18 protein-coding genes are annotated in these 18,332 nt (G+C 63.9%); 9 read left to right on the top strand and 9 right to left on the bottom strand.

Translation table 11 applies throughout. The features are described 5' to 3' along the window. Positions 1-117: 117 nt before the first annotated feature. Positions 118-537, bottom strand: a complete 420-nt coding sequence (gene msrB, locus AC0L3A_RS11285) for a peptide-methionine (R)-S-oxide reductase MsrB (RefSeq protein WP_007596186.1) — start codon at positions 535-537, stop codon at positions 118-120. A 58-nt stretch (positions 538-595) separates the two neighbouring features. Next, the gene (msrA, locus tag AC0L3A_RS11280; protein WP_007596185.1) at positions 596-1,300 is read right to left on the bottom strand and encodes a peptide-methionine (S)-S-oxide reductase MsrA; all 705 of its coding nucleotides are present in this window, start codon (positions 1,298-1,300) and stop codon (positions 596-598) included. 244 nt (positions 1,301-1,544) lie between these two features. Here msrA and AC0L3A_RS11275 point away from each other — a divergent pair, with 244 nt between their 5' ends. After that, positions 1,545-3,242: a caspase family protein gene (locus AC0L3A_RS11275; RefSeq protein WP_007596184.1), complete on the top strand. Its 1,698-nt coding sequence runs from the start codon at positions 1,545-1,547 to the stop codon at positions 3,240-3,242. A 93-nt stretch (positions 3,243-3,335) separates the two neighbouring features. Here the strand turns inward: AC0L3A_RS11275 and AC0L3A_RS11270 are convergent, their stop codons facing one another. The 6 genes from AC0L3A_RS11270 to napE all read right to left on the bottom strand — a co-directional run bounded on the left by AC0L3A_RS11270 (position 3,336) and on the right by napE (position 8,891). Beyond that, positions 3,336-4,451 carry an ATP-dependent DNA helicase gene (locus tag AC0L3A_RS11270; RefSeq protein WP_007596183.1) on the bottom strand — a complete coding sequence of 372 codons (1,116 nt, stop codon included), beginning with the start codon at positions 4,449-4,451 and terminating at the stop codon, positions 3,336-3,338. Between the two features lie 266 nt (positions 4,452-4,717). Further along, a complete protein-coding gene (locus AC0L3A_RS11265) occupies positions 4,718-5,371 on the bottom strand; it encodes a NapC/NirT family cytochrome c (RefSeq protein WP_007596182.1) in 654 nt (217 codons plus the stop codon). Beyond that, positions 5,368-5,838 carry a nitrate reductase cytochrome c-type subunit gene (locus AC0L3A_RS11260; RefSeq protein WP_007596181.1) on the bottom strand — a complete coding sequence of 157 codons (471 nt, stop codon included), beginning with the start codon at positions 5,836-5,838 and terminating at the stop codon, positions 5,368-5,370. The genes AC0L3A_RS11265 and AC0L3A_RS11260 overlap by 4 nt, the downstream gene beginning before the upstream one ends. Then, positions 5,835-8,348, bottom strand: coding sequence for a nitrate reductase catalytic subunit NapA (gene napA / locus AC0L3A_RS11255; RefSeq protein ID WP_007596180.1), 2,514 nt, complete (start codon positions 8,346-8,348; stop codon positions 5,835-5,837). The genes AC0L3A_RS11260 and napA overlap by 4 nt, the downstream gene beginning before the upstream one ends. A 16-nt stretch (positions 8,349-8,364) precedes the next feature. Continuing rightward, complete coding sequence (locus AC0L3A_RS11250; protein WP_473254375.1) at positions 8,365-8,679, bottom strand: chaperone NapD; 315 nt, start codon at positions 8,677-8,679, stop codon at positions 8,365-8,367. Positions 8,680-8,705: 26 nt separating this feature from the next. Continuing rightward, positions 8,706-8,891, bottom strand: a complete 186-nt coding sequence (gene napE / locus AC0L3A_RS11245; RefSeq protein ID WP_007596178.1) for a periplasmic nitrate reductase, NapE protein — start codon at positions 8,889-8,891, stop codon at positions 8,706-8,708. Positions 8,892-9,095: 204 nt separating this feature from the next. Between napE and AC0L3A_RS11240 the strand changes: the two genes are divergently transcribed. The 4 genes from AC0L3A_RS11240 (at position 9,096) to AC0L3A_RS11225 (ending at position 13,883) form a co-directional block, all read left to right on the top strand. Further along, the gene (locus AC0L3A_RS11240) at positions 9,096-10,223 is read left to right on the top strand and encodes an AraC family transcriptional regulator (RefSeq protein WP_473254374.1); all 1,128 of its coding nucleotides are present in this window, start codon (positions 9,096-9,098) and stop codon (positions 10,221-10,223) included. An 87-nt stretch (positions 10,224-10,310) separates the two neighbouring features. Then, a complete protein-coding gene (locus AC0L3A_RS11235; protein WP_473254373.1) occupies positions 10,311-11,549 on the top strand; it encodes an acyltransferase family protein in 1,239 nt (412 codons plus the stop codon). Between the two features lie 81 nt (positions 11,550-11,630). Further along, on the top strand, positions 11,631-12,836 hold the full coding sequence (locus AC0L3A_RS11230) for an LLM class flavin-dependent oxidoreductase (protein WP_007596175.1): 1,206 nt from the start codon (positions 11,631-11,633) through the stop codon (positions 12,834-12,836). Between the two features lie 258 nt (positions 12,837-13,094). Then, complete coding sequence (locus AC0L3A_RS11225) at positions 13,095-13,883, top strand: helix-turn-helix transcriptional regulator (RefSeq protein ID WP_473254372.1); 789 nt, start codon at positions 13,095-13,097, stop codon at positions 13,881-13,883. A 114-nt stretch (positions 13,884-13,997) separates the two neighbouring features. On the opposite strand, the gene AC0L3A_RS11220 is transcribed toward AC0L3A_RS11225, so the two are convergent. After that, positions 13,998-14,168 carry an RNA polymerase sigma factor region1.1 domain-containing protein gene (locus AC0L3A_RS11220; RefSeq protein ID WP_473254371.1) on the bottom strand — a complete coding sequence of 57 codons (171 nt, stop codon included), beginning with the start codon at positions 14,166-14,168 and terminating at the stop codon, positions 13,998-14,000. A gap of 237 nt (positions 14,169-14,405) precedes the next feature. On the opposite strand from AC0L3A_RS11220, the gene AC0L3A_RS11215 reads away from it, so the two are divergent. The 4 genes from AC0L3A_RS11215 to AC0L3A_RS11200 all read left to right on the top strand — a co-directional run bounded on the left by AC0L3A_RS11215 (position 14,406) and on the right by AC0L3A_RS11200 (position 18,233). After that, the gene (locus tag AC0L3A_RS11215; RefSeq protein WP_473254370.1) at positions 14,406-15,095 is read left to right on the top strand and encodes a hypothetical protein; all 690 of its coding nucleotides are present in this window, start codon (positions 14,406-14,408) and stop codon (positions 15,093-15,095) included. Between the two features lie 117 nt (positions 15,096-15,212). Beyond that, positions 15,213-15,761, top strand: a complete 549-nt coding sequence (locus tag AC0L3A_RS11210; protein WP_473254368.1) for a hypothetical protein — start codon at positions 15,213-15,215, stop codon at positions 15,759-15,761. Further along, the gene (locus tag AC0L3A_RS11205; RefSeq protein WP_219681657.1) at positions 15,758-16,924 is read left to right on the top strand and encodes a cytochrome P450; all 1,167 of its coding nucleotides are present in this window, start codon (positions 15,758-15,760) and stop codon (positions 16,922-16,924) included. The genes AC0L3A_RS11210 and AC0L3A_RS11205 overlap by 4 nt, the downstream gene beginning before the upstream one ends. A 358-nt stretch (positions 16,925-17,282) precedes the next feature. Then, positions 17,283-18,233, top strand: a complete 951-nt coding sequence (locus tag AC0L3A_RS11200; protein WP_007596170.1) for a sulfonate ABC transporter substrate-binding protein — start codon at positions 17,283-17,285, stop codon at positions 18,231-18,233. Positions 18,234-18,332: the final 99 nt, after the last annotated feature.

Here is an 18,332-nt window from a genome sequence, read left to right as displayed (position 1 = left end):
CCGCCCCCCCCCCCCCCCCCCCCCCCCCCCCCCCCCCCCCCCCCCCCCCCCCCACCAAAAAACACCCCCCCCCCCCCCCGGGGCTCCGCCGGCCCCCCCCCCCCCCCCGCGCAAGGTTTATTTGGGCTCGAGCTTCAGCGCTGCGGAATTGATGCAGTAACGCAAGCCGGTAGGCCCCGGGCCGTCGGGGAAGACATGGCCGAGATGGCCGCTGCACTTGGCGCACAGCACCTCGGTGCGGATCATGCCGTGGCTGACGTCCCGCTCCTCATCGATATGGCCCTCGGCGGCGGGCTGGGTGAAGCTCGGCCAGCCGCAGCCGGAATCGAACTTCGCGTCGGACTCGAACAGCACATTGCCGCAACCGGCGCAGGTATAGGTACCGGCGCGGTGGTCGTGCTCATATTCGCCGGAGAAGGGACGCTCGGTCGCCTTCTCGCGCAGCACCGCGTATTGCATCGGCGACAGCTCGTTGCGCCATTGCTGTTCGCTCTTGATGACCTTGTCGTCCGTGGTTTTCGTCTTGGTGTCGGGCATGGGTCTCCCGTTTTTTCGGTGAACTTGTTTTCCGTGATCTTGTTCAGTGATCTTGCGATCAGTTGGTGGCCTTGCTGGCGCTCACCAGCGTCGGCTTCTCGATATAGTTATCCGCGAACAGCTTTTTCAGGTTCTCGACCTTCGGAAGGTCGTTGTAGGCGATATAGGGCTGGTTCGGGTGCAGGGTCAGATAATCCTGGTGGTAGGCCTCCGCCGGATAGAACGCCTCCAGCGCGCCGACCTTGGTCGCGATCGGCTTGCTGAAGACTTTGGCGCCGTTGAGCTGGGCGATATAGGCCTCGGCCACCTTCTTCTGCTCGTCGGAGGTGGTGAAGATCGCCGAGCGATATTGCGTGCCGCTGTCGGGGCCCTGCCGGTTGAGCTGGGTCGGGTCGTGCGCCACCGAGAAGTAAATCTGCAGGATCTTGCCGTAGGAGATCTTCTTCGGGTCGTATTTGATCTCGACGGATTCCGCGTGGCCGGTCCGGCCACTCGAGACGGTCTGGTAGTCGGCTGTCGCCTTGGTGCCGCCGGCGTAGCCGGAGACCGCGTTGACGACGCCCGCGGTGTGCTGGAACACGCCCTGCACGCCCCAGAAGCAGCCGCCGGCGATCACGGCGGTCTGGATCCCGCTTGCGGGCGTCGCGTCAACGGCGGGAGCGGGGATCACGACCGCATCCTCTGCGGCTCGGGTCGGCGCGGCAAAGGCCAGCGTCAGGGCGGTGGTTGCGGCGAGCAGGGACAGGACGGCAGGTCGGCGCATGGCGATCCTCTTTCCGAAGGTCTGACAGTCTAGGGCGGTTGGGGCCGGGCGAACAGCCTGGCCGGCATTTTCGGACATTCGAGATACGGGCGGACCGGGCGATTGTTACGGCCGGACGGACACGAGTCTGTGAAACGCGCCGCCTGGAGCAGCCCGGCTTGGCGAGGACCGGAACTCCGCGCTAGATGAACCGGCGCGATCGGTGATCGACCTAAAGAATGATGGCTGGAGCTGACCTGACAACATGCTGCGCGTCGCATCCCTGACCCTCATCGTCGTTCTCGCCATCCTGGCCGCCTGGAGCTCGATCGCGGCGGCCGCACCGCAACCCGGCGACGACCTCGCCCTTTGCCGCGACCGCCAGGCGGATGCGCAGGCGAGGGCGCAGGCCTGCGACAATTTGCTCAACGCCGACCGTGTCACCGGCAAGGACAAGGGCATCGCGCTCTCCGTGCGCGGCAATACGCTGATCAACAAGCGCGACTACGGCCACGCGATCGAGACCTTGTCCATGGCCGTCGACCTCGATCCCGACAATGTCGTCACGCTCAATTTGCGCGGCCTCGCCTATGAGCGGACGGGTCAGGACGACCATGCGATGGCGGACTACAACCTCGCGCTCCAGAAGCGCCCGACCTACGGTGTCCCCTACAACAACCGCGGCATCATCCAGCTGCGCCGGGGCGCGCTGCAAAGCGCGCTCGACGATTTCAACCTGTCGATCAAATACGCGCCAAAATTCCTGCTCGGTTACACCAACCGCGCCCGCGTGCGCACGCTGATGCAGGATTTTGACGGCGCCATCGCCGATTTCGCGGAGGCCGAGAAGATCGAACCGGCCGCGCCGCAGATCACCGGCAACCGCTGCATCACCTACGGCATGATGGGCAAGTTCGACCAGGCCTTCGCCGACTGCAACGGTCTGATCGAGAAGCAGCCGAAGAACACGTACGCGATTAACAATCGCGCCGACGTCAACATGCTGAAAGGCGATCTCGACGCCGCGCTGAAGGACTACAACATTGCGATCCAGATCAACCCGAACAATGTGCGCGCACATTCGGGTCGCGGCCAGATCTACGAGCGCAAGAAGGATCTCGCCCAGGCCCGTGCCGACTATCGTGCGGCGGCCTATTCGCTGACGAAGTTCGACGAGCTCGACGTCGCGCGCGCCCGCGCCATCGCGCAGGAGCGATTGGCTGCGCTGACACCGCAGCCGTCAGCCGGATCCGCAGGGCGCCGTGTGGCACTTGTGATCGGCAACGGCGCCTACAAGAACGTCCACGCCTTGCCCAATCCGCCACGCGACTCGAAAATGATCGCGGCCGCGCTGCGCGACGTCGGCTTCCAGACCGTGATATCCGTCAGCGACCTCACCCGCGACAAGTTCTTCGAAGCGTTGCAGACGTTTGCGGCCGAAGCGGAGAAGGCGGATTGGGCGGTGGTCTATTACGCCGGCCACGGTTTCGAGATCGGCGGCGTTAACTATCTCGTTCCCGTCGATGCCAAGCTTGCCGCCGACAGGGACGCCGAGACCCAGGCGGTTGCGCTGGAGCAGGTGATCGCGGCGGTGGGCGCTGCGCGAAAAGTACGTCTGGTCATGCTGGATGCCTGCCGCGACAATCCGTTCGCGCCGACCATGCAGCGCACGCTGTCGCTGAAGCTGGTGGACAAGGGCTTTTCCAACATCGAGCCCGGCGCCGGCTTCATGGTGGTCTACGCCGCCAAGCACGGCGAGACCGCGATGGACGGCGACGGCGGCGCCGACAGCCCGTTCGCCACCGCACTCGCCCGCGAAATCAAGGTGCCGCGCGTCGAGATCCGAAAACTGTTCGACATCGTCCGCGACGACGTCTGGCTTGTGACCAAGCACGAGCAGCAGCCGTTTTCGTACGGCTCGCCGCCGGGCCGCGAGGATTTTTATTTTGTTGTGGGGAAGTGAGGGCCGGGCTCGAATTCGTAGCCCGCATGAGCGTAGCGACATGCGGGTCCTTCTGTCCCGGATATCGCTTCGCTCATCCGGGCTACGGCAGCTTCACACCACAATGCTCAGCCGCTTCGCCGCCCGCGTGATCCCCGTGTACAGCCACCTCGCCCGGCTCTCCTGAAACGCAAAGCTCTCGTCGAACAGCACGACGTCGTCCCATTGCGACCCCTGCGACTTGTGTACGGTCAGCACGTAGCCATAGTCGAACTCGTCATAGGGCTTGCGCTGCTCCCAGGCGATGGCCTCGACACCGCCCTCGAAGCAATCGGCGCGCACCGAGACCTTGGTCACCTTGTGGCCGAGATCCTCGTCCGGCGACAGCCTCATGCTGAGAATGCGGGATTTCGAGCGCGAGGTGTTGCGCGACTTCACGCGCCACAGGCCGCCGTTGAACAGGCCCTTCTTGCGGTTGTTGCGCAGGCAGACCAGCTTGTCGCCGGCGACGGGGAAAACGTCTTCGATGTTCTGGCGCTGGCGCACCCGCATATTGTACGCGCGCCGCGTGTTGTTGCGGCCGACCAGGACCTGGTCGGCGGCCATGACGCGATCGGGGTCGAGCTCCTTGCGCGACACCACCTCGCTCTCGCCGTAGCGGCCGATGTCGAGCTCGCGGCCCTCGCGGACGTCCATTGACATCCGCACGATCGGGTCGTCCTGGGCCTGACGGTGCACCTCGGTCAGCATTGCGTCCGGCTCGGTATTGGTGAAGAAGCCGCCGCCCTGGATCGGTGGCAGCTGCGCGGGATCGCCCAGCACCAGCAGCGGGCAGTCGAACGACATCAGGTCGCGGCCCAGTTCGGCATCGACCATCGAGCATTCGTCGATCACGATCAGCTTGGCCTTGGAGGCCGGGGCGTCGTCCCACAGCTCGAAGCTCGGCTGCTCCTCGCCGGATTCGCGGGTGCGATAGATCAGCGAATGGATGGTGGAGGCTTCGTCGCAGCCCTTGTTGCGCATGACCAGCGCCGCCTTGCCGGTGAAGGCGGCGAACTTCACCTCGCCGTCGACGCCGTCGGCGATGTGCCGCGCCAGCGTGGTCTTGCCGGTGCCGGCATAGCCGAACAGACGGAACACCGGCGGCGTACCGTTGCGGCCGGGTTTGGCCTTGAGCCAGTCGCCAACGGCCTTGAGCGCGGCATCCTGATGCGGGGTGAATGTGGCCATGTCTGTCTTGAGAAGGGGCGAAACGGAGCGATTCGCCATCTGCCGAAACTAACCATTCGCCCCAAGGGTTCAAGCGCAGGGCGGCCGCATTCAAAGGCTGTTTCTGCGGCCATCCTTCGAGACGCCCACCTTTGGTGGGCCCTCAGGATGAGGACGGACTGCGCGGCGGCTATCTCGACGGGCGAAGATGCCGCCTAGCCTCATCCTGAGGAGACCGCAAAGCGGTCGTCTCGAAGGACGAGGCGCGCGCTCAGGCCTCGCCGAGGCTACTGCCAGCCGGGAACGCCGCGCATGTCGGGCAGATGGTGGGCAATGCCCTTGTGGCAGTCGATGCAGGTCTTTTCCTTGGTGAACAGGAAGCGCTGGTGGGCGACCGAGGCCCGCGGCGACTGCTTGGTGATGTCCATGGAATCGGCGCTGTGGCAGTTGCGGCATTCCAGCGAATCGTTGGACTTGAAGCGCGCCCATTCATGCGCCGCCAGCTCGAGCCGGTGATCCTGGAATTTCTCGCGGGTATCGATCGTGCCGAAGATCTTGCCCCAGACCTCCTTGGAGGCTTGCATCTTGCGGGCGATCTTGTCGGTCCAGTTGTGCGGCACGTGGCAATCCGGACAGGTCGCCCGCACGCCGGAGCGGTTGGCGAAGTGGATGGTCGACTTCAGCTCGGCATAGACGTTGTCCTTCATCTCGTGGCAGCCGGTGCAGAATTTTTCGGTGTTGGTCAATTCCAGTGCGGTGTTGAAGCCGCCCCAGAAGATCACGCCGGCCATGAAGCCCGCCAGCACCAGCACACCAAGCCCGAACACCGAGCTCGGACGGATCAGCACCTGCCAGAGCTCGCGCGCAAAGTCCAAGCTTCGCGCGACGAAGCCGCCCTTGGCCTTCATTCCCTCGCCGGGTTCATCAGCGGTCGTCGTCATCGGCGGCCACCGGGGCTTGCGCGCGACAGCAGCGTGTCGATGTCGGTGAAGTCGTTGCTGACGGGCGGCGTCGCCGTGTTCTGCGGCACGTGGCATTCCGTGCAGAAGAAGCGGCGCGGCGAGATCGAAGCCAGGAACTGGCCGTCGCGATCCATGAAGTGGGTGATCGAGACCATCGGCGCCTGCGATTCCGCGATGCGCGCCCGCGCGTGGCAGGACAGGCACTTGTTGCCGTTGAGATCGACTTGATAGCCGTCGATCGCATGCGGGATCACCGGCGGCTGCTCCGGATAGTTGCGCACTTCCCTTTCGGAGGTGTTGCGGTTCGGCAGCATCGGCGGCGCCGGCCCTTCGTCGTTGAGCGGGGTCGGGCCGCGCAAGCCTGACGTCACCGTCTGCGCGGTCAGCGAACTCGCGCCAGCCGCGATCGCGACTGCGAGCAGCGCTACTCCAAATCGTTTCATCATGACACGTTCACCCGCTCGATGCGCACGGCGCACTTCTTGTAATCGGTTTGCAGCGAGATCGGATCGGTCGCGTCCAGCGTCACCTTGTTGATCAGCTTGGATTCGTCGAACCACGGCACGAAGACGAGGCCACGCGGCGGCCGGTCGCGGCCGCGCGTCTCGACGCGGACGCGGATGAAGCCGCGGCGGGAGACCACCTTCACCTCGTCGCCGCGGCGGATCTTCGCCTCCTGCGCATCATCAGGATGCATGAAGCACACGGCCTCGGGGAAGGCCTTGTAGAGCTCGGGCACCCGGCGCGTCATGGTGCCGGAATGCCAATGCTCGAGCACGCGACCGGTCGACAGCCAGAACGGATATTCGTTGTCGGGGGATTCGGCCGCCGGCTCGTAAGGAAGTGCGAAGATGCGCGCCTTGCCGTCCGGATAGCCGTAGAACTGCACGTCCGTGCCCTGCTTGACGTAGGGATCGCTGCCTTCGCGGAAACGCCATTTGGTTTCCTGGCCGTTGACGACGGGCCAGCGCAGGCCGCGCTCGCGGTGATAGGCGTCGAACGGCGCGAGGTCATGGCCGTGGCCGCGGCCGAACGCGGCATATTCCTCGAATAGGCCCTTCTGCACGTAGAAGCCGAACGCCTTGGACTCCTCGTTGGCGTAGCCGTCCTCGATCTCCGATGTCGGGAATTTGTCGACCTGGCCGTTCTTGTAGAGCACGTCGAACAGAGTCTTGCCGCGCACGTCCGGCTTCTTGGCGATCAGCTCCTCGGGCCAGACCTCCTCGATCTTGAAGCGTTTTGAGAACTCCATGAGCTGCCATAGATCGGACTTGGACTCGCCGGGCGCGGGGACGAGCTGGTGCCAGAATTGCGTGCGCCGCTCGGCGTTGCCGTAAGCGCCCTCCTTCTCCACCCACATCGCGGTCGGCAGGATCAAATCGGCGGCGAGCGCAGTCACCGACGGATAGGCGTCCGAGACCACGATGAAATTGTCGGGGTTGCGGAAGCCCGGATAGGTCTCCTCGTTGGCGTTGGGACCAGCCTGCAAATTGTTGTTGACCTGCACCCAATAGGCGTTGATCAGGCCGTCCTTCAGCATCCGGCTCTGCAGCACGGCGTGGGCGCCGGGCTTGTCGGGAATGGTGCCCTCGGGCAGCTGCCAGATGTGCTCGGCCTTGGTGCGGTGCTCCTTGTTGGTGACGACCATGTCGGCCGGCAGGCGGTGCGAGAAGGTGCCGACCTCGCGCGCGGTGCCGCAGGCCGAGGGCTGGCCGGTCAGCGAGAACGGGCTGTTGCCGGGCGAGGAGATCTTCCCGGTCAGAAGGTGGATGTTGTAGACGAGATTGTTGCACCAGACGCCGCGGGTGTGCTGGTTGAAGCCCATGGTCCAGAACGAGACAACCTTGGTCTTGGGATCAGCGTAGAGCTCGGCCAGCGCCTCCAGCCGATTGAGCGGCACGCCCGACATCTCGGCCGCTTTCTCCAGCGTGTACTCGGAGACGAACTTGACGTACTCGTCGTAGCTCATCTCGGTGGAATCGTTGGCCTTCGCCGCGCCCGTCGCTTTCTTCTGCAGCGGATGCTCCGGCCTCAAACCATAACCGATGTCGGTCTGGCCGCGCCTGAAGATGGTATGCGCGGCGACGAAGTCCTTGTTGACCCGACCGCTCCTGATGATGTGGTTGGCAATGGCGTTCAGCAGATAGAGATCGGTCTGCGGCTTGAACACCATGCCGATGTCGGCGAGGTCGAACGAGCGATGCTCGAAGGTCGAGAGCACGGCGACGCGGACATGCGGCGCGGAGAGCCGGCGGTCGGCGAGGCGCGTCCACAGGATCGGATGCATCTCCGCCATGTTCGAGCCCCACAGCACGAAGGCATCGGTGGCCTCGATGTCGTCATAGCAGCCGGCCGGCTCGTCGATGCCGAAGGTGCGCATCATGCCGGCCACGGCGGAGGCCATGCAGTGGCGCGCATTGGGATCGATGTTGTTGGTGCGGAAGCCGGCCTTGAACAGCTTCACGGCCGCATAGCCTTCCCAGACCGTCCACTGGCCGGAGCCGAACATGGCGACGCCGTTCGGCCCGCGCTTCTTGATCGCCTCCTTCCACTTCACCTCCATGATGTCGAAGGCTTCGGTCCAGGTAACAGGCGTGAACTCGCCGTTCTTGTCGTATTTGCCCGCCGTCTTGCGCAGCATCGGCTGCGTCAGGCGATCGTGGCCGTACATGATCTTGGAGAGGAAGTAGCCCTTGACGCAGTTGAGGCCGCGATTGACCTCGGCCTTGATGTCGCCGTGGGTGGCGACGACGCGATTGTTCTTGGTCGCGACCATCACCGAGCAGCCGGTACCGCAGAAACGGCACGCGGCCTTGTCCCATTTCAGTTCGGCGACGTCGCGCTCGGCGACGAGGTTTGCGGCGAGCGCCGGTGCCGGCATGCCCGCAGCGGCTGCCGCGATGGCGGCGGCCTCGAGCTTCAGCATCTGGCGGCGGTCGAGCTTTGGCGATGTCATGACGACTCTCCCGGCCTTAAGCCGTTTCGATGGCGTGAAACACCAGCGCCGCCGAATAGACGTCGGGCAGCGACTGGATCGTGTTGAGCAGCGTGCCGAGGCTGCCGGCATCAGGCGCCTCGGTCACGACGATGAGCTTGCCGCGCGCATCGCGGCCGTGAATCTCGCAGCCGGGAAGGGCGGTGATCGCGGCTTCCAGCTGGTCCAGGCGCTCGGGGCGCGCCTGCACGATGATGCTGGCGATCTCGCACCCGGGCGGCGAGATGACGCGCTCGGCGCTGAGCACCCGGCCGGTAATCAATGCGCGGCGGTTGAGTTTGGATTCGGCCATGATGCCTGTCTTTCGCTTCGAGGAGATCAATGCGGGGAGGGCGGCGGGCCGGGAGGGCCGGCGAACATCTGGTAGATCCAGACGCCGAGCCCGTACGAGCCCACCGTTCCGACCGCGAGGACGGGCATCACGATCGCGGTCAGGAACAGGAAAGCGAAAATCTCCATGCGCTTACGGCGCACGCGCGAAGTCGCGTCGTCTGGGGCCGACATATTCGGTCTCGTCTGGAATGTGGGGATTGGGACGGCATCCGGGCCGTTGCCTTGCCGCACTTTAGAAGCAGCAGGGCCACTGACGCCTTGATCTGGATCAATCCGTCGAGTTGCGATGGGCTGCCGCCAGACCACAAGCGCAAGTTTGGGTTGTACCCGTGCGAGGGCGATGCGACAGTTTGGCATCGAACGGGGATACGAGTGGTGAACGCGGCAGGGCTGACGGCGATCGATCTCGGACTTCGCGGCGCGGCGAGCGGCGTGTTCCTGTTGATCGTTCTCGTGGCGTTGCTGCGTCGTGCGACCGGCCAACAGGCTTTGCTGGGCATCGCGATGTGCGCAGGCGGCATATTCTATGCGATCGCGACGGCGCCCAGCCTGCCCAAAACGGCTTGGTGGTGGACGTTGCCGATCCTGTCCGCGCAGCCTGCGGTCTTCTGGCTGTGGGCGCGCGCGGCGTTCGACGACGATTTCGTGCTGAGGCGTTGGCACGGCGCCCTGTGGCTGAGCATCATGGCTTTCGGATTTGCGATCACGCTGGGCTGGGCGAACTGGCCCGCTTTGGCCGGCGCAGGCGGGCGAGTCCTGGCTCTGGCCACCCTGGTGCTGGCCCTCGCTGCCGCGGTTCAGACGGTCAAGACCTGGCGCGCCGATCTGGTCGCGCGGCGACGCCGACTGCGGCTGGCGATGCTTGCGATCAATGTCGTGCTCATCGCGACCGTCGCCGTCGCCGGCTTCGCCGCAATTCCCGTCGCGGTTCCCGGTGCGCCCGGCAGTCTCCCGACCGCGCTCGGGCTGTTCGTGGTGGCCATGCTTGCCGGCATCGGCCTGTTCAGCGCGCCGGCGATGGCCGTCAATGACGCCACGGCCGCGATCGCATCCGGCGAGGCGGGGAAGCTAGCCCAGGTCGCCGATCGCGCCACCGCGGGGCGGGTCGTCGTCGACCCGATCCTGCTCCGGCGCCTTGATCATCTGATGACCGTGGAGCGAACCTACCGGCAGGAAGGCCTTGCGATCGGAGCGCTCGCGGCGCGGCTCGACGTTCCCGAGCATCGATTGCGCCAGGCGATCAACGAAGGGCTGGGCTATCGCAACTTCAATGCGTTTCTCAATCGCTACCGTATCGAGGATGCCAGGCTGGCGCTGTCCGAAGCGACGCAGCGGGAGGTCCCGGTGCTGACCATCGCCATGGATGCGGGCTTCCAGTCGATCGGACCTTTCAACCGGGCCTTCAAGGCCGAAACCGGCATGACCCCGACGGAATTCCGGCGTGAGGCGCTGAGCCGGCCCGACAGCGCTGAACTCAGTCAACCGCGCCGCGAAATCGGCTAGCCGATTTTTGGATCAGGCGAGAAGGCCCTGTGCCGATGGATTAGACCGTCCAGCATACACTCCCATCCAGCCGGAACGAGCCTATCCATGTCCCACTCGACCGCCGCCGCCCCTGCATCGGAAAGGCTCCATGCTCTCGACGCAGTCAGGGGTGGCGCCCTGTTGCTCGGCATCGTCCTGCACGCGACATTGTCGTTTGTGCCGGCCTCGCCCCGGTTCTGGATCATCCAGGATATCCATCCAAGCGTCGCTCTAGGCCTGCTGTCCTTTACCATCCACGTCTTCCGGATGACGACCTTCTTCCTGATGGCCGGCTTCTTTGCCCGCATGAGCTTTCACCGCCGGGGGAGCTGGGGCTTCGTCAGGGACAGGCTGCAGCGGATCGGCCTGCCGTTCGTGATCGGCTGGCCGCTCGTGTTCATGCCGATAGCTCTGATCGTGATCTGGGCATCTCACTTTCCAAATGGCGGTCCGATCCACCCCACGTCCGGCTGGCTGCCGGCATTGCCCAAGTTCCCCCTGACCCACCTTTGGTTTCTCTATGTGCTGCTGGAGCTCTATGTCGCGACGCTTCTGCTGCGCGGCGCAATTGTCTGGCTTGATATATCAGGTACGCTACGCACAGCGTTTGACCGTGTCTTCGCCCGCATCATGCGAAATCCGCTGGCTCCCCTGGTTCTGTCAATCCCGATCGGCATCGCCTTCTGCCTCGATCCACGATGGATCAACGTGATGGGCGTGAGGACGCCGGATCAATCGCTCGTCACCAACGCGCAGGCCTGGATCGGTTTCGGCACCGCATTCTGCGTCGGCTGGCTCCTGCATCGGCAGGTCGATCTGCTGCGGCTCATCGAGCGACGCTGGCTCGCGCATGTCCTGCTCGCGCTCGTCCTGGTCCTGGTCAGCTTCGCGTTGTCAGGCGTGATGCTGTCGTTGCCTGTCGCGCCGAAACTGCCGGTCAGCTTCGCCACGCTGAGGCTGATCTCCGCCATCCTCTACGCACCGGCGATTTGGGTGTCCACATTCGCGGTCCTCGGCCTCGCCCTCCGCTTCATGTCCGGCTTCAGTCGGACGTGGCGCTACCTCGCCGATGCATCCTACTGGCTCTATCTGATCCACCTGCCGATCGTGATGGCGCTGCAGGTCGCGCTGTCGCAGCTCGACTGGCCCGGGCTGCTCAAGTTCGCGATCATTCTCGTCGTCGCGCTTCCTCCGATGCTGGCGAGCTATCATCTGCTGGTGCGCTTCACCTTCATCGGTGTGGTCCTGAATGGCCGCCGCGCCGAAAAGCCCCTTCTCCCGCAAGGCGGAATTGCGACTGCGTAGACAGCGTCGCCCCACCCATTAAGATGCCCGCAACAAAAATATAAGCGGCAAGAAAACTCAAGAATACTTGGGAGAGGCGTCATGAAGTTCGGCATCTTCTATGAGCTGCAACTGCCACGGCCGTGGGTGGCCGGCGACGAGCTCAGCCTCTATCAGAACGCGCTCTCGCAGATGGAACTCGCAGACCAGCTCGGCTACGACCACGCCTGGGTTGTCGAGCATCACTTCCTCGAAGAATACTCGCACTCGCCTTCACCGGAATCCTTCCTCGCGGCCGCGAGCCAGCGCACCAGGAACATCCGGCTCGGCCACGGCATCCTCCAGCTCACCACCAACCACCCGGCGCGTGTTGCCGAGCGCGTCGCGGTGCTGGATCTGCTCTCCAACGGCCGCTGCGAATTCGGCATGGGCGAGAGCGCCTCCATCACCGAGCTCACGCCGTTCGGCCGCGACATGGAGACCAAGAAAGAGGTGTTCGAGGAGGCCGTCGCCGCGATCTTCCCGATGTTCAAGGACGCGGGAAGCGAGCATCACGGCAAGTATTTCGACATCCCCTTGCGCAACGTCGTGCCGAAACCGGTGCAGAAGCCGCATCCGCCGCTGTGGATGGCCTGCTCGCAACTACAGACCATCGAGCGCGCGGGACGGCACGGCTTTGGCGCGCTCGGCTTCCAGTTCGTCAGCGCGGATGCCGCGCATGCCTGGGTGCACGCCTATTACAACGCCATGACCAAGCGGCTCGCCAAGCTCGCCGACTACGAGATCAACCCGAACATGGCGCTGGTGTCGTTCTTCATGTGCGCGAAGACGGACGAGGAGGCCCGCGCCCGCGCCGACGGCGCCACCTTCTTCCAGTTCGCATTGCGCTTCTACGGCGCCTCGCAGAATCGCCAGCGTCCGGCGCCCTACACCGTCAACATGTGGGACGAGTACAACAAGTGGAAGCGCGACAATCCGGAGGCGCAGGAGGCGGCGCTGCGCGGCGGCCTGATCGGCTCGCCCGAGACGATCCGCAGGAAGCTGAAGCGCTTCCAGGGCTCGCACATCGACCAGGTCATTTTGCTCAACCAAGCGGGCAAGAACAGCCACGAGCACATCTGCGAATCGCTGGAGCTGTTCGGCCGCGAGGTGATGCCGGAATTCCAGAACGATCCGGCGCAGGCGGCCTGGAAGCAGGGCGTGATGAGCGGCGAGATCAAGCTGGAGGAAATCGACACGGAGGCCTTCACCGACCGCTACGGCAAGCTCGCGGTCAGCGTCGCGCCGGCGAAGGCGGCGGCGGGGTAGAGGCAGTCCCGTAGCGGTGGCATGGACCCCGGCTCTGCAGCGCACCGCTGATCCGGACGATGCTTCGCATCGCCGCGGAAGCGCTGCGCTGCGTCCGGGAGACCATTGATCGACGCGCTCTCTCTTGTCCCGGACGCGCTGCAACGCGTAGCGTTGCTGCGCAGAGCCGGGACCCAGAAGCTGCACATGAGCTGCAGGCTTCCGGCGCGTCGCCCTTGCTGATATCTTCCGCCAAAAGAACTTCGGCGGAGGATACCAATGCGGCCCCACGGCATGGCCTCAACTCCATCGGCCGGCGACATTACGCCCGCGGTGCTCGCCATCGGTCGCCCGGATTTCCCTGATGTCCTGATCGATACACTGCGCCGGCAGGCCGGCGTCGGGCATTGCATGGTGTTCGCGCTGAGCCGCGCGGGCGCCGCACACTGCCTGCTCGATGCCGGCAACATCCCGATCGGCGGCGATCTCGGCGCGGCCTATGCCGGCCAGTTCCACCAATCCGATCCCAACCGCGATGCGCTGTTCGAAGGCGAAGGCCGCGCGCCGCTCGTGCTGCCCGCCTTCGCGCCGCGCATGTACGGCGCCCGCTACCGCAAAATGTTCTTTGTGGATTCCGGCATCGTCGACAAATGCGCGACCGCGATCTGGGTCGACGACACCTGCTTCTACGTCAACTTCTATCGCATCGCGGTCCAGGGCCGCTTCAGCGACGCCCAGCGTGCGCGGCTTCAGGCCATCGCGCCGGCCATCAGTGCGAGCGTGGCACGCCATTTCCAGCACAGCTCGGCGGCGACGACCGAGCAGTCTCTCGCCGCGCTCTTCGCGACGCGCGCGCCGCTCGCCAGCCTCACCCCGCGCGAGCAGGACGTTTGCCGGCGCATCCTCTCCGGCTTCAGCTCCGAGGCGATCTCGCAGGCGCTCGGCATCAGCCTGCATTCGACCCTGACGTACCGCAAGCGCGCCTATGAGCGGCTCGGCATTTCCTCGCAGAGCGAGCTGTTTGCGATCGTGCTGCGCCTGCTCGCCGGCCCGCGCGGCCTGAACTAAGGGGCACTCCAGGCCCGCGAGTTCCTGCTTCCGAGAGCAAGGCGGACACGCAGCCCGCCCTCCGGGACTGTCGCTCTATGACCCCTTGTAGAGCGATATAACCAGAATCAGGTTTCAGTCTCCTTCAACCCAAACCCCCGCGTCACTCAGGGCGCTGAGAACGCGTTCAACGTCTTTGGGATCAAGTGTGCTGCTGTCACACAGCTGATTCAATTCATCGAAGGTAATCTTGCCGTTCCGTTCACCGATTTCGATCGCACGTCGAATGATTTCCGCCACGTTCATGTTCTCTCCGCTTCAGCAGCCTCTACTATACGGGAAGAGGGACGGGTCTGGTCCATAAGCGAACATCGAAGCTTCGTCCTGCACGGCTGCTGCCGGGATAGGGCCGGATCTCCGGCCCGGTGCCAAACCCGATGCGGACATCGCCTCCGCGATCGATAAAGTTGGAACCAAATCGTAAAACCCGCCGAAGCGGAGCCCCTGTATTAGCTTTGAGATCTGCTAGCTCGATCGGAAGAGATGTCGACCACCATGTCTCGCGGCTCCCCAGCGACAGGACCTTCGCTCATCGATAGAATCGGGCTGTGGATGTCGAAAAGCCGCGTTGTCGACGGCCTCTGGATCGGATCTTTATCGGATGATCCCGAGCGAGCCCTGCAACGCGTCGAAGCCGCGCTGCGGCTGATCGAAAGGTTTGCTCCACTTCACTACCGGCGCATCAAGAAGATTCTTTTTCGAATCTGGGTGCAATTGGTTCCGCACGGCGCCGGATGCTATCAGCATTCAATAAACGCCTGCCTGCTCGACGCGCGTGTCGTCGATTCTGAAAGCACGACGGTCGAATGGATCGCGTCCGCCATCGTACACGAGGCGACCCACGCAAGGCTCGAGAACTGGGGCATCCACTACTATGAAGCCGTCCGCCCCCGGATCGAGCGGATCTGCGCCAGAAGAGAGTTGGATTTTGCTCGGCGTCTGTCGGGCGTCGACGCGTTGCGAGAAGAGATCGCTTGGAGACTTGATTGGAGCCGTGAGGGGAGCACGCATTACACCGACCAGAATATGAGCCAGAGCATGGATCAGGGAATTGCGCAGACACTCCGTCATCTGGGAACGCCAGAATGGCTCATAACCCTCATGTTCAGGGTGAGAGATCTACGCGTTGGATTCCGCCGGTTCACGCGACGCATAGCGGGTGCTTTGGAGTGATGAACTCGGGTCCGAAACGAAGTGGGGCGGGTCTGGCGGGAAATCCTGACTAAAGCTCGGTGCCGGCTGGCGCGTCCGCACGAGACTCTCAGCAGAAATTAACGTTGCGCGACCAACATGCCCAACATGCATCCCGAACGGCTTCGTCAACTGCCTTATCTGGTTCACACCAACAGAGAGCTCGGCTTGATGTTGAGGGGTATCAAGCCGCTCGCGTATTTCATGGACATCATTGGCCAGGAGCCAGATATTTGCATTCGATATTGGCGCATGTTCGACAGGCACGTCACTGAAGGTCGCTTGATAAGACGCGAGCTGATCGAAACATGTCCTGACGCGCCGCAGTTCGAATATCGGAGCCTCTTCTACACGTTGCCCGGCCATGAGTGGCAGGTTGATACCATCCTTGCACTCCTAAACGAACCCGGAGCCTGGTCCGATGATCGCGAACGACGCTTTGGCGAATTGCTTGGTTACGAGAGTTGGCAGAACGACTATTGGCTGACGCATGGTCGGTCGCAGGCGGATGTCTCATCGACGCCGCCGTCGTCGGCCATTCGACTTGCGAAGACACGCCCTGAGGCTGCTTGTCCCAATCGCTGGGGACAGACGGCGCCTCCTGAAGCCGCTAACCTCGGTGGCGAACAGCAATGGAGCGAAGCTTGAGCACCGCGCCGCGCATCGACATCGACCCGGCCGCGTTCTGGGCCGACCCGTATCCGATGCTGGCAAAGATGCGCAAGGAGGCGCCAATCGCCTTCGTGCCGCAGCTCGGCTCGACGCTGCTGACGAGCCGCGACGACATCTCGATCTCCGAGAAGCAGATCGACGTGTTCTCCTCGCACCAGCCTGCCGGCCTGATGAACCGGCTGATGGGCCACAACATGATGCGCAAGGACGGCGAGGCGCACCAGGTCGAGCGCCGCGCGATGTTTCCGACGGTGTCGCCGAAGACGGTGAAGGCGCACTGGAGCGGGCTGTTCCAGGCCCATGCCGATCGCATCATCGACGCGATCGCGCCCGGACGTATCGATTTCATGCGCGACTTCGCGTTGCCGTTCTCCGGCGAATGCCTGAAGTCGATCACCGGCCTCACCAATATCGGCTTTGCCGACATGGACGCCTGGTCACAGGGCATGATCGAGGGCATCGCCAACTACAGCGGCGACGCAGCCGTCGAGGCGCGTTGCCATGCGGCGACGTCGGGTATCGATGCGGCGATCGACGACATCCTGCCGGTGATGCGCAAGCATCCCGACCAGAGCATCCTCGGCGTGCTCCTCGCGTCGGGCATGGCGATGGAGAGCGTGCGCGCGAACGTCAAACTCGCGATCTCCGGCGGTCAAAACGAGCCGCGCAAGGCGATCGCCGGCACGGTGTGGGCGCTGCTGACCCATCCCGACCAGCTCGATCTCGTGCGCAAGGGCGAGGTGTCGTGGCTCCAGGCGTTCGAGGAATACGCCCGCTGGATCTCGCCGATCGGCATGTCGCCGCGACGCATCGCAAAGCCGTGGACGATCCGTGACGTCGCGTTCGAAACCGATGAACGCGTATTCCTCATGTTCGGCTCCGCCAACCGCGACGAGAAGCATTTTGAGCGCGCCGACCATTTCGACGTGCGGCGTGATACGGCCAAGAGCGTCGCATTCGGCGCGGGCCCGCATTTCTGCGCCGGAGCCTGGGCCTCGCGCGCCATGATTGCCGACGTCGCGCTACCGACCTTGTTCGCCCGTGCCGTCCGGCTCGAGATCGCCGACGACGAGCCGGTGCGGATCGGCGGCTGGGCGTTTCGCGGGCTGCAGAATCTGCCCGTGAGATGGCTGCATTAGGCCGGCAGGGACCGGTCCATCCGCAACGCCGCCATGATGCCATCCTGCCCCTGTTTTGCCCGACGAGTCAAGTCAAGTTCGGATAAACGTAAGTCATTGTTTTCGCACGCGCCGGCTACTGTGCATGGGGTTGTTTTCGCGATTTTTTAGTTTCTCGGTCAGGTAGGTGCGTTTTTCACATTCGCGTGCGGAAAAATATCCCCTGCGTTCGCTCCGTGGATTGAAAGATAATCATGCGCTCTGCCAACTGCGCAGTGCTTGCATCGCTATTTTTCCGCGCGTCTCGACACCTCCGATCAGCCGCACCATCATTCACGAACACGAATGAAGGACGGCCGCACGCGGCCTGGAGTGTCGGATGCAACGTCGGGACTTTCTCAAACTATCCGTTGGAACTGCGGCAGCCGCCGCATTCGCTTCAAGTGCCAAAGCACAAGGCGCGGTGAAGGGCATTCGTATCGGCTACCAGAAGACCGGCGTGCTGGTTATCACGCGTCAGCAGGCCGCCCTGGAAAAACATTTCGCGCCATTGGGCATCGACGTGAAATGGGTCGAGTTCTCGTCGGGACCTCCGATGATGGAGGCGATGAATGTCGGCAGCATCGATTTTGGCGCGGTCGGCGATTCCCCGCCGGTGTTCGCCCAGGCGGCGGGCGCGGCGATCGTCTATGCCGCCGGCCAGCCCATCACCAACGGGCAGGGCATCCTGGTGCCGAAGGACTCGTCGATCCGCGGCATCGCCGACTTGAAGGGCAAGCGCGTCGGCTTCACCAAGGGATCCAGCGCGCACAACATCGTGGTGCAGACGCTGGAGAAAGCGGGCCTCACCTACGCGGACATCACGCCGGTCTATCTGACGCCGCCGGATGCCGGGCCGGCCTTTGCCAACGGCAGCATCGAGGCATGGGCGATCTGGGATCCGTACTTCGCGATCGGCGAGACCAAGCAGGGCGGCCGCATCCTGATCAATGCGCGCGACGTCACCAAGACCAATTCCTTCTTCATCGCCAACCGCGATTTCGCCAGGAATCACGGCGCCATCCTGCAGCAGATCATCGACGTGACGACGGCGGCTGGCAAATGGGCCGAACTGCACCGCGACGAGGTCGCCAAATCGCTCGCCACGATCACCGGCGTCCCGTTGGACATCCAGACCCTCGCCGCCAAGCGCGCGAATTTCGTGGTCGGCCCGGTCACCGACGACATCGTCACGACCCAGCAGGGCGTCGCCGACCGCTTCCACAAGCTCGGCCTGATCCCGAAGCCGATCGTGATCCGCGACATCGTCTGGCGCAACCCGGCAGCGTGATCGTGCCCACCAATTTCCCCATTTCAAAAGGTTTGAACATGAGGCGTATCGTTCAACGCGTATTCGCAGCCATCGTCATATCGATCGGCATCGTCGCTG

The sequence above is a fragment of the Bradyrhizobium sp. MI1.3 genome, from assembly GCF_055811695.1.
The sequence above is the reverse complement of the archived record's forward strand: the minus strand, read 5'-3'. Positions and strand labels throughout refer to the sequence as shown.